8 protein-coding genes are annotated in these 7,788 nt (G+C 57.6%); all 8 read right to left on the bottom strand.

Features of this window, described 5'->3' with window-relative positions:
- Positions 1–705 carry a trehalose-6-phosphate synthase gene (locus tag ACSSV4_RS22785; RefSeq protein WP_454277281.1) on the bottom strand — a complete coding sequence of 235 codons (705 nt, stop codon included), beginning with the start codon at positions 703–705 and terminating at the stop codon, positions 1–3.
- Between the two features lie 51 nt (positions 706–756).
- A complete protein-coding gene (gene otsB / locus ACSSV4_RS22780) occupies positions 757–1,530 on the bottom strand; it encodes a trehalose-phosphatase (RefSeq protein ID WP_454277280.1) in 774 nt (257 codons plus the stop codon).
- On the bottom strand, positions 1,527–1,931 hold the full coding sequence (locus ACSSV4_RS22775; protein ID WP_454277279.1) for a PRC-barrel domain-containing protein: 405 nt from the start codon (positions 1,929–1,931) through the stop codon (positions 1,527–1,529). Before ACSSV4_RS22775 ends, otsB begins: the two co-directional genes overlap by 4 nt.
- 177 nt (positions 1,932–2,108) lie before the next feature.
- Positions 2,109–2,642, bottom strand: a complete 534-nt coding sequence (locus ACSSV4_RS22770) for a superoxide dismutase family protein (protein ID WP_454277277.1) — start codon at positions 2,640–2,642, stop codon at positions 2,109–2,111.
- 89 nt (positions 2,643–2,731) lie between these two features.
- A complete protein-coding gene (locus ACSSV4_RS22765; protein ID WP_454277276.1) occupies positions 2,732–4,930 on the bottom strand; it encodes a glycosyltransferase in 2,199 nt (732 codons plus the stop codon).
- Entirely contained in the window at positions 4,927–5,994 is a 1,068-nt protein-coding gene (locus ACSSV4_RS22760; RefSeq protein ID WP_454277275.1) for a lysylphosphatidylglycerol synthase transmembrane domain-containing protein, read from the bottom strand. The genes ACSSV4_RS22765 and ACSSV4_RS22760 overlap by 4 nt, the downstream gene beginning before the upstream one ends.
- A gap of 58 nt (positions 5,995–6,052) precedes the next feature.
- Positions 6,053–6,775 (bottom strand): TIGR04290 family methyltransferase, encoded by a 723-nt coding sequence (locus tag ACSSV4_RS22755; protein ID WP_454277283.1) that lies wholly within the window; start codon positions 6,773–6,775, stop codon positions 6,053–6,055.
- The gene (locus ACSSV4_RS22750) at positions 6,772–7,734 is read right to left on the bottom strand and encodes a UDP-glucuronic acid decarboxylase family protein (RefSeq protein ID WP_454277282.1); all 963 of its coding nucleotides are present in this window, start codon (positions 7,732–7,734) and stop codon (positions 6,772–6,774) included. The genes ACSSV4_RS22755 and ACSSV4_RS22750 overlap by 4 nt, the downstream gene beginning before the upstream one ends.
- Positions 7,735–7,788 lie beyond the last annotated feature (54 nt).

The raw sequence follows: 7,788 nt of genomic DNA, 5'->3' as shown, positions 1-7,788 counted from the left end.
TCAGGCGTATGCGTCTTTCTCTTTGTCATTTTGGATCGTCTCTCTCGTCATACGATCCACCTTAACAACTGGTCCGAATTTCTGCGACCACCTCTGCACCGCGTGGTCCGGTGTGGCCGACAGCAGTTCGGGCGACGGAAAAGGGATATGAAGAAAATGGCCGATCCTTTGACCGCATCCCAACCGGCGGAGGATATGAGCAAGCGGGATCAGGTGGTAATCATGCACCCAGATCAGATCGTTCGGCCGCAGCATTGGCAATAACTGCCTCGCGAATGCCTCGTTCACGCGCATGTAGCCCTCAAACGCGCTCGGCTTGATGTTCACCAGATCCGGACGGTAGTGGAACAGGGGCCACAAGACGCTATTGGAATACTCGACGTAATAATCCCTGAAATCTTCCGGCGAAACGGGAATGCCCACACGGGTTACTTTGCCATGCTGGCTGATTTCGGCGGAGTTGCCAGTGTGTCCATTGCGTTTGCCGTCCCAGCCAAACCAGAGACCGCCGCGCTCTGTAATGGCATCCGACACCCCGACTGCCAAACCCCCCGATTGCTCGGACGCTGCCAGATCGGCCACACGGTTTGAAACCAAGACCAGCCTTTGGTGCTGGTCGTCGGGCGCAGAACCAAGCCCGCCAGGCTCGTCTTTCGAACGGTTTGAAAGTTCCCGGATCTCGGGCGGATTGGGGTGCAATGTCATCTGTTGGGCCTGGGATTGGTGCGCGTTGGGCGTTTCACCGTATTGAACAATTCAGTACACTGAATGTTCCGCGTCTGAGGACCCATTCCGCAAAAGCGACGCGAGGTAAACGCTGAATGTGTTCGGGTCGGGCAAACGGTGTCGCGCACAGGTGGGCCCCGCTCCGACCTTGACCGAAACACCGTTCAGGCGGTTCGCATCGCGAAAACCGGCCTCGTCGGTCACATCGTCTCCCGCGTAGAACGGGCGACGTCCCTTGAATGGAGGGCTTTTCATCATGTCCAGGATCGCGTCGCCTTTGGTTTGCCTGCCAAAGATCAGCTCCAGCACCATCTTGCCGTCCATCAGCGACACACGCTGGTCGCGATCAGCTTGCGCACCCATGAACTGTCGGCACACAGGTTCAAGGTCGGGGCGGTTGCGAAAATGCAGGGCCACTGATCCCGGCTTGGGCTCCACATGCAACCCGTCCAAGGCTGCTGCGAACTTTCTGACGTCAGCGGCCAGGGTTTCATGTGCTTGCTGATCAAAATTCAGCCGGGTCAGATGACCAGCGGCATCGCGCCGTTCCACACCGTGCACTCCGGCAGCAGCCAGGCGCAGCGGATGCAGCATATGATCAATCCGAGCAATATCCCGCCCCGAGATCACTGCCACAGCACCACCCGATACCGAAGCCAGCCGGTCGAGAACCACCAAGACAGAGGGGGCGATGCACGCCTGCCGCGGGTCTGACACAATTTCGGACAATGTGCCGTCAAGATCGAGAAAAAAGGCGGTCCGATACAGGGGTAAGTCGGTCGGTGGCCGGGTGCATTGGTTCACAGATAATACGGCAACCCGTAATACGCATAGATGGCTCGCCCGTAATCCGGTCGGAGCCAGGGATCTTCTTCGCGGGTATAGCTGGGCGCTTGTTCCAATTGCTCACGCGTCACATCAACCCGGTAACCGCCTAATGTCCGGTCATAGGTCAGCATGTCCCAAGGCAACGGATGATAATGCTCGCCCAGTCCCAGAAAGCCGCCAAACGACATGACCGCATACGAGACCTTTCCGCTCAACTTGTCGACCATGAAGTTGTGAATGCTCCCAAGCTGTTCGCCCTCGGTATTGTAGACCTTGGTGCCTTCCACCTTGTTCGAGGCTATCAACCGCTCGGTTTCGTCAATCGTTTCAGTGTCTTTGCTCGGCGTTTGTGAGTCTTCATACATTTTGTCAGCCATGATTCATCTCCTCGCATCAGCTGCTGAATCAACCAGTTGGCTGCCTCTATTGTTCCGGGGCGAGCTTGCCATCGGTGTGAATCGGCCGATCGGGCCTGCCGTCCGCGAGCACCGGAAAACAGATGGCGGTGACCAGACGGTCACCGCCACTGAAGGCCCTGTAAGGCGCGGTGACGTCTATTCGATGACCGCACAGGCGATCCGATCACCGGCGTCACCCGACGGCTGCGAAGAATAGTCGTCGGCGCCAGCGTGCAGGATCAGCGCGCGCCCCATGACGTTGCCGGTGTCACCCGACAGAGACGCATTCTTGTTCACAACATCGGCAAGCAAGCGTCCGTCGCTGTCGACGTACAGGTTGGGCATATCCCCTGCGTGCGGGCCACCCTCTATCAGGTAACCATGTGGCGTTTCATCCGGATTCCAGTGTCCGCCTGCACTTTTGAATTGTCCGTCCGCATCGCATTCCTCACCTTCATGAAGATGGAATGCCAGCCATTGATCGGCAGGCAAATCCTGCAGATTCAGTCGGATCAACAAGCCGGACCCTGTGCCGATCAATTCCGCCGTGCCCAGATCAGCCCCGTCAGCTGAGGTGAATGTGACCTCGCGTTCGGTCGTATCGGCCTCGTTCGGCTGGGTGGAGTCCTGCGCCATCGCGCCAAATGTTGTCGTGGCGATTGCCGCCACGGAAATAAGCAGTCTGTGCATCTTGAATCTCCTTTGAGACCCCTGAACCGTCAGAACCGAAGTTTGTTCCAACGGCCAGCCGACTGGCCGACCCCCGGCAAAGAAAAAGCTCACTCCGTCCATGAACCAAGGGCCGATTCATACACAAAGACCGCCCCTGATGCGAATGCGTCTACCGAATAGTGCCGCGCAACCGACCGTGCCGCACGGCCCATTGACCTTTGTGCGGCGTTGTCGTTCAGCAACCGATGCAGGGCATCTGTCCAAAGCTCGACATTCTCTGGCGTTACAAGCCCCGTCTCCTGATGTCTCACGAAGGCATCTATGCCACTCGAATTGACTGCAACAACCGGTAATTGCGCTGCCATCGCCTCAAGGATGACGATCCCCTGGGTTTCGGACGCGGATGCATAAACAAAGATGCTTGCCAGTGCCAGATAGTCAGGCACATCCTCATATGGAACGCCTCCGAGAAGCTGGATGTCATCTGAAAGTCCCTTGTCTTGGATAAGTCGCTCAAGTTCGGATCGCTGTTCCCCCTCTCCCAACACGATCAGACGGAAGGGCGGAACCTTTCGCAGTTTCAGGCGCGCGATCGCCTCGATTATGAAGCCGAGGTTCTTTTCCTGCGACAGGCGCGCGACCGTCACGAGAAGCACACGGTTGTCAGGATTGATACAGGTGTTCAGCTTGTGCAGGCGTGATGTATCGCGGCTCTCGTACCGCTCGATTTCGATGCCCGTTGGCAGAACGTGAACCGGACGATTGACACCGATCAGATGCATGTAATCGCGCGTCACGGGGGTGGGCACAATAATCTGGTCGCACGCGTTCGCGAACCGGCGAATGATCCAGTGTGACACGACATTGCGGAACAGGACGGATGGAAACGGCACCATATGTGCAAACTGGTCAAGCCGCGTATGATAGGTGAAAACAGTTGGCACATCCAATCTGCGCGCCATGCGCAACCCCGTGCCGCCCAGCCAGAAAGGATGGTGGACATGCACGACATCAGGGTCGAACGCACTGACAGCACCCCTGATGGAAGAGTGAAACGGATTGGAAATGGATATCATCCGCCCAAGTCTCAAGAGCACAGGCAACCGGAGGACCGTGGGGTCATCGTTGACGTCACCATGGTTTGGGCAAATCACGCGCACCTCATGGTTCTGCCGTTCAAGGCCGCGCTTGAGCCGCTCGATCGAGACGGGGACGCCGCCGATGAATGGCAGATAGGTATTTGTGAACATGGCAACACGCATCGGTCGTCCAAGATCGACGGAAGGCGGTGCATCATAGGAAGGGTAGTACGGTGGTGTGCGAAACAAGCGATTGAACAGATATACTCCGAGGATCATGAAACCCGAAAAGATCAGAAGAAAATTCCACATGCCGATATAGAAGAACGCATAAATGAAGAACCAGAATCCTTCGATCCGCCGGGTAAGGGCTGTGGGCGCGGTGTTCATGCGCACAACATCAACGGACATGCCCTGTGGTTCGATCGTGACATCCAGATAATGGTAGAAACTAACATCGTTGTTAAGAACGAAGCCACCGGCGCCGCCTGTCAGGATATGACGTATCCCGTCGACGCTCCGGTCCGAAAAGGTGGCCGAGCCAGCCGAAATCACGGCGTCGACACCCAGTTCTGACAGCAAGCCCATCAACCGGTCGCGATCGGCGGGTGCGGACCAGGCACCACGAGCAGGCTCGAAGAGAGTTTCCGGTATCGGATCGACCAGCGGATGGCCGATAAACACAATGACCTGTCGATCGCTTTCGCCCGCGAGAAGATCGGACAGCCACCGTTCCTGCCAGTCAATGGGAGTTCGGCCGGTTGAATCGAGGAATATCAACCGAACGCTTTCGAGCCTGACCTCATAGAAATGTGGTCCGAACCTTTGATAGAAGCGGCCACTGCCGAATTCGGCATGCTCGTTTTCGCCAAAGGTCAGCAGATAAGGCTTTTCGAGGCGTGACAGCGTCCCCAGCAACGCGCGATACTTGTCCTCGCCGCCGCCGCTGACAATGTTGCCCGCCGAGACCAGAAACTCGGCATCAGAGCGATTGATCATCGGTATGATCTGGCGTTCGAACAGCCCAATCGAGTTGTTGGCCTCACCAATGACCGCAAATGACAGCGTCTCGGACTCCGCGCTGCGCTGCTCAGCGCTCTCGATCTGGTCCAGCAAAACGGCGCTTGCATCAGGGGCCGACGCAAACAGATAGACCTTATATCCGAGAATGGCGGTCACAACCGCCAGGTTCGCGTAGAAAAAGAGTGAAACAAGGCCCCGTTTCATTGCGTCCGCCGTTCTTCTCCAAACACGAACGCAGACACCACCACGCCAATCGCCATCCCCATGTAGCTGGTCAGGAATCGCCAGGCGATTATCACAAACAACAGGTCGTTGCTGCTGATTTGATTTGTCATCAATCCGGCGAAGGCCAATTCCGCAAATCCAGCCCCGCCTGGCGTGGGCGCGAAATACATCAGGAACGTGACGCCAGCCATCGCGCCTATGGCCGTGATCCAGTTGATATCGTAGCCAAGGAGCGTCATCAGAAGCGCCGGAAGGGACAGCAGAGTCAGGAGAAATGCGACTGTCCAGAAGATCGCGGCGAATGAGTACACTGCCCGTGCGTTCAGAAATTCCCTGAAGCCGTGCGAGAACGCGCTGGTCTCGCGGCGAATGGCGTTGATCCAGCGGAGTTCTCGATCGGCTTTCAGCGCACCGATGATCCGCAAACCTTTCAATCCAGCTTCGACGATCCGCACCAGCCAGAAAGGCCGGATCAAGAGAATCCCGAACCCGGCCAGATACAGCAGTACGAGAGCCGTGATCGTTTGTGCAGCCATCGCAGCCATGCCGGCAATCTCGCGATTCGGATGCAGGGTCTGGAACAACGGCGCGGCGACGAAAATTAACGACATGGCGAGGATCGTTCGTATTGACGTCGCCGCCGCAGCCGTGCCGACCGGCACGCCGATCTTGTCCAGATACCAGACCTGGGCGACCCCCCCGCCAGAGGCCAGCGGCGTCACGTTCGAGAAAAGGATGTTGATGAACACCAATGGTAACAGCTTTCTGAACCGCACGGTCACATCAAGTGCGCGCAGTACGAAGTAGAGCCGCAAGCCGTCCGACAGGTAGAAGACGATCAGTGCCCCTGCGATCAGCGCCAGCGCGCCTGGTTCAAAGAGCCGACGATCCAACTGCGGCAATGTTCCATCCGTGATTTGCGCAGCCAGCCACAACCCGATCGCGCTCAGTGCGATGAAAGCTATCGCTGACGTGACCCAGACAGCCGGTCTGCGGGATCTGGTCGGGCCCGGTCTGGATTGGTCGGTGTCATCGGATAGCAATCTTGACCCTCAATATCCTGAAATATGGCGGCCTGGCCCGCGCGCCACACCAGGCTGTCTAGTCTGAACCGGGGCATATTTGCGGTGGTCGTGCTTGCGGCGGCTGTTCGGCTCTGCTGCACAGGTAGACCTCCGGTTCGGGATGGGCGTCGATGGCAAAGCCCGCGCTGCGCAGCATCGCCTCGGAGGCGGCACGGTTCGGAATGAACCAGTTGGTCGGGTCCTGCGCAAAGCGGTGCTCGACGAAATGCAACCTTGGCCAGCCCTCATGATCAAGCTGGGCAGTTTCATCGAAAGCATAATCTTCAGCAACATTGCACACCTGAGTCGAGCCGCGCTGCATGGACTGGAACAACAGACGGTCGCCCACGACGTGCTCGCGCAAAAGATCAAGTGCCAGCAGCGGATGCCGCAGATGGTAGAAAACGCCCATGAAAATCACAAGATCAAAGCGTTCGCCAAGATCGGCGACATTATACACCGACATCTGACGCAGTTCCACGGGGGCTCCCTCAACCTCGGCAGCCAAAGCTGCCTGTGCAAGATAGTGCTGATCGCTGTCGATCCCGACGACGCGCCGCGCTCCTCGCCGGGCCATCTCGATGGCGTAGAATCCGGCGTTGCATCCGATATCCAGCACAGTCTTGCCACGCAGGTCTGACGGCATGACGTGCCGGAACCCTTCCCATTTGAAGGCAGGGTAGTCCCCCAGCGGGTGATCGGGTGCTGTTTCGATCCCGTCAAGGCGGAGGTTGTGAAACCACGGCTCAAGATCTTTTATACGGTCTGCAAGGTGCTTCGTTCTGCGGCTCTCGAACTGCCAACGGTTGGAGGGATCCGGTTCTCAGACATCGAGAACCACGCGGCGGTCTGAACAAGACCCTGTGAAAGCTCCACATGTGGCTCCCAGCCGAGCAGTTCGCGAGCCCGCGTTATATCCGGTTGTCGACGCTTGGGGTCATCCTGAGGCAGATCTCGTCGCACGATGTGCGACGTGGTCGGGATCGTCTGGCAAACCAGCCGGGCCAATTCCAGAATGCTGACCTCATGCGGATTACCAAGGTTGACCGGGCCATCCGGTGCCTGTGCGACCTGCATCAGCGCGACCAGACCTGTTACCAGATCCGACACATAGCAAAACGAGCGGGTCTGTGTGCCAGCGCCATAGATTGTCAGCGGCTCGTTGTTGATCGCCTGCACCAACAGGTTCGACACGATCCGTCCGTCATCGGCGCGCATTCTTGGTCCGTAGGTGTTGAATATCCGGGCCACCCTGATATCGAGCTCTCCTTCGCGCAGATAGTCATAGCACAGAGCCTCGGCGGCACGCTTGCCTTCGTCGTAACAGGCGCGACTTCCGATCGGATTGACGTTGCCCCAATAGTCTTCGGTCTGTGGATGGGATTCCGGATCTCCATAGACCTCGCTGGTCGAGGCCTGAAGGAACCGTGCCCCGGTGCGACCCGCCAGATCAAGCAGGTTTCGTGTGCCCAGGACGTTGGTCATCATCGTGCGCACCGGATCGGCCTGATAGTGCGGTGGCGACGCTGGCGACGCAAGACTGAACAGCCAGTCGATTGATCCTTCTGGCAAGGCGTCGGTTATGACGTCCGCCTCAATCAGTGTGAAACGGCTGTCATTGCACAAGGGAGCGACGTTCCGGACAAGACCGGTGTGAAAGTTGTCGACGCACACGACAAGAGGTGGTCGCAGAAATTCGGACCAGTTGTTAAGGTGGATCGTATGACGAGAGAGACGATCCAAAATGACAAAGAGAAAGACGCATACGCCTGA

The organism is Roseovarius sp. MBR-154 (genome assembly GCF_053628595.1).
Note: the sequence above shows the minus strand (reverse complement) of the source record. Positions and strands in the feature narration are given on the sequence as shown.

Excerpts from the sequence above, each read along its gene's own strand:
- ACSSV4_RS22775 (WP_454277279.1), bottom strand. The coding sequence starts at position 1,931 with ATGGCTGACAAAATGTATGAAGACTCACAAACGCCGAGCAAAGACACT.
- ACSSV4_RS22770 (WP_454277277.1), bottom strand. The coding sequence starts at position 2,642 with ATGCACAGACTGCTTATTTCCGTGGCGGCAATCGCCACGACAACATTT.
- ACSSV4_RS22785 (WP_454277281.1), bottom strand. The coding sequence starts at position 705 with ATGACATTGCACCCCAATCCGCCCGAGATCCGGGAACTTTCAAACCGT.
- ACSSV4_RS22765 (WP_454277276.1), bottom strand. The coding sequence starts at position 4,930 with ATGAAACGGGGCCTTGTTTCACTCTTTTTCTACGCGAACCTGGCGGTT.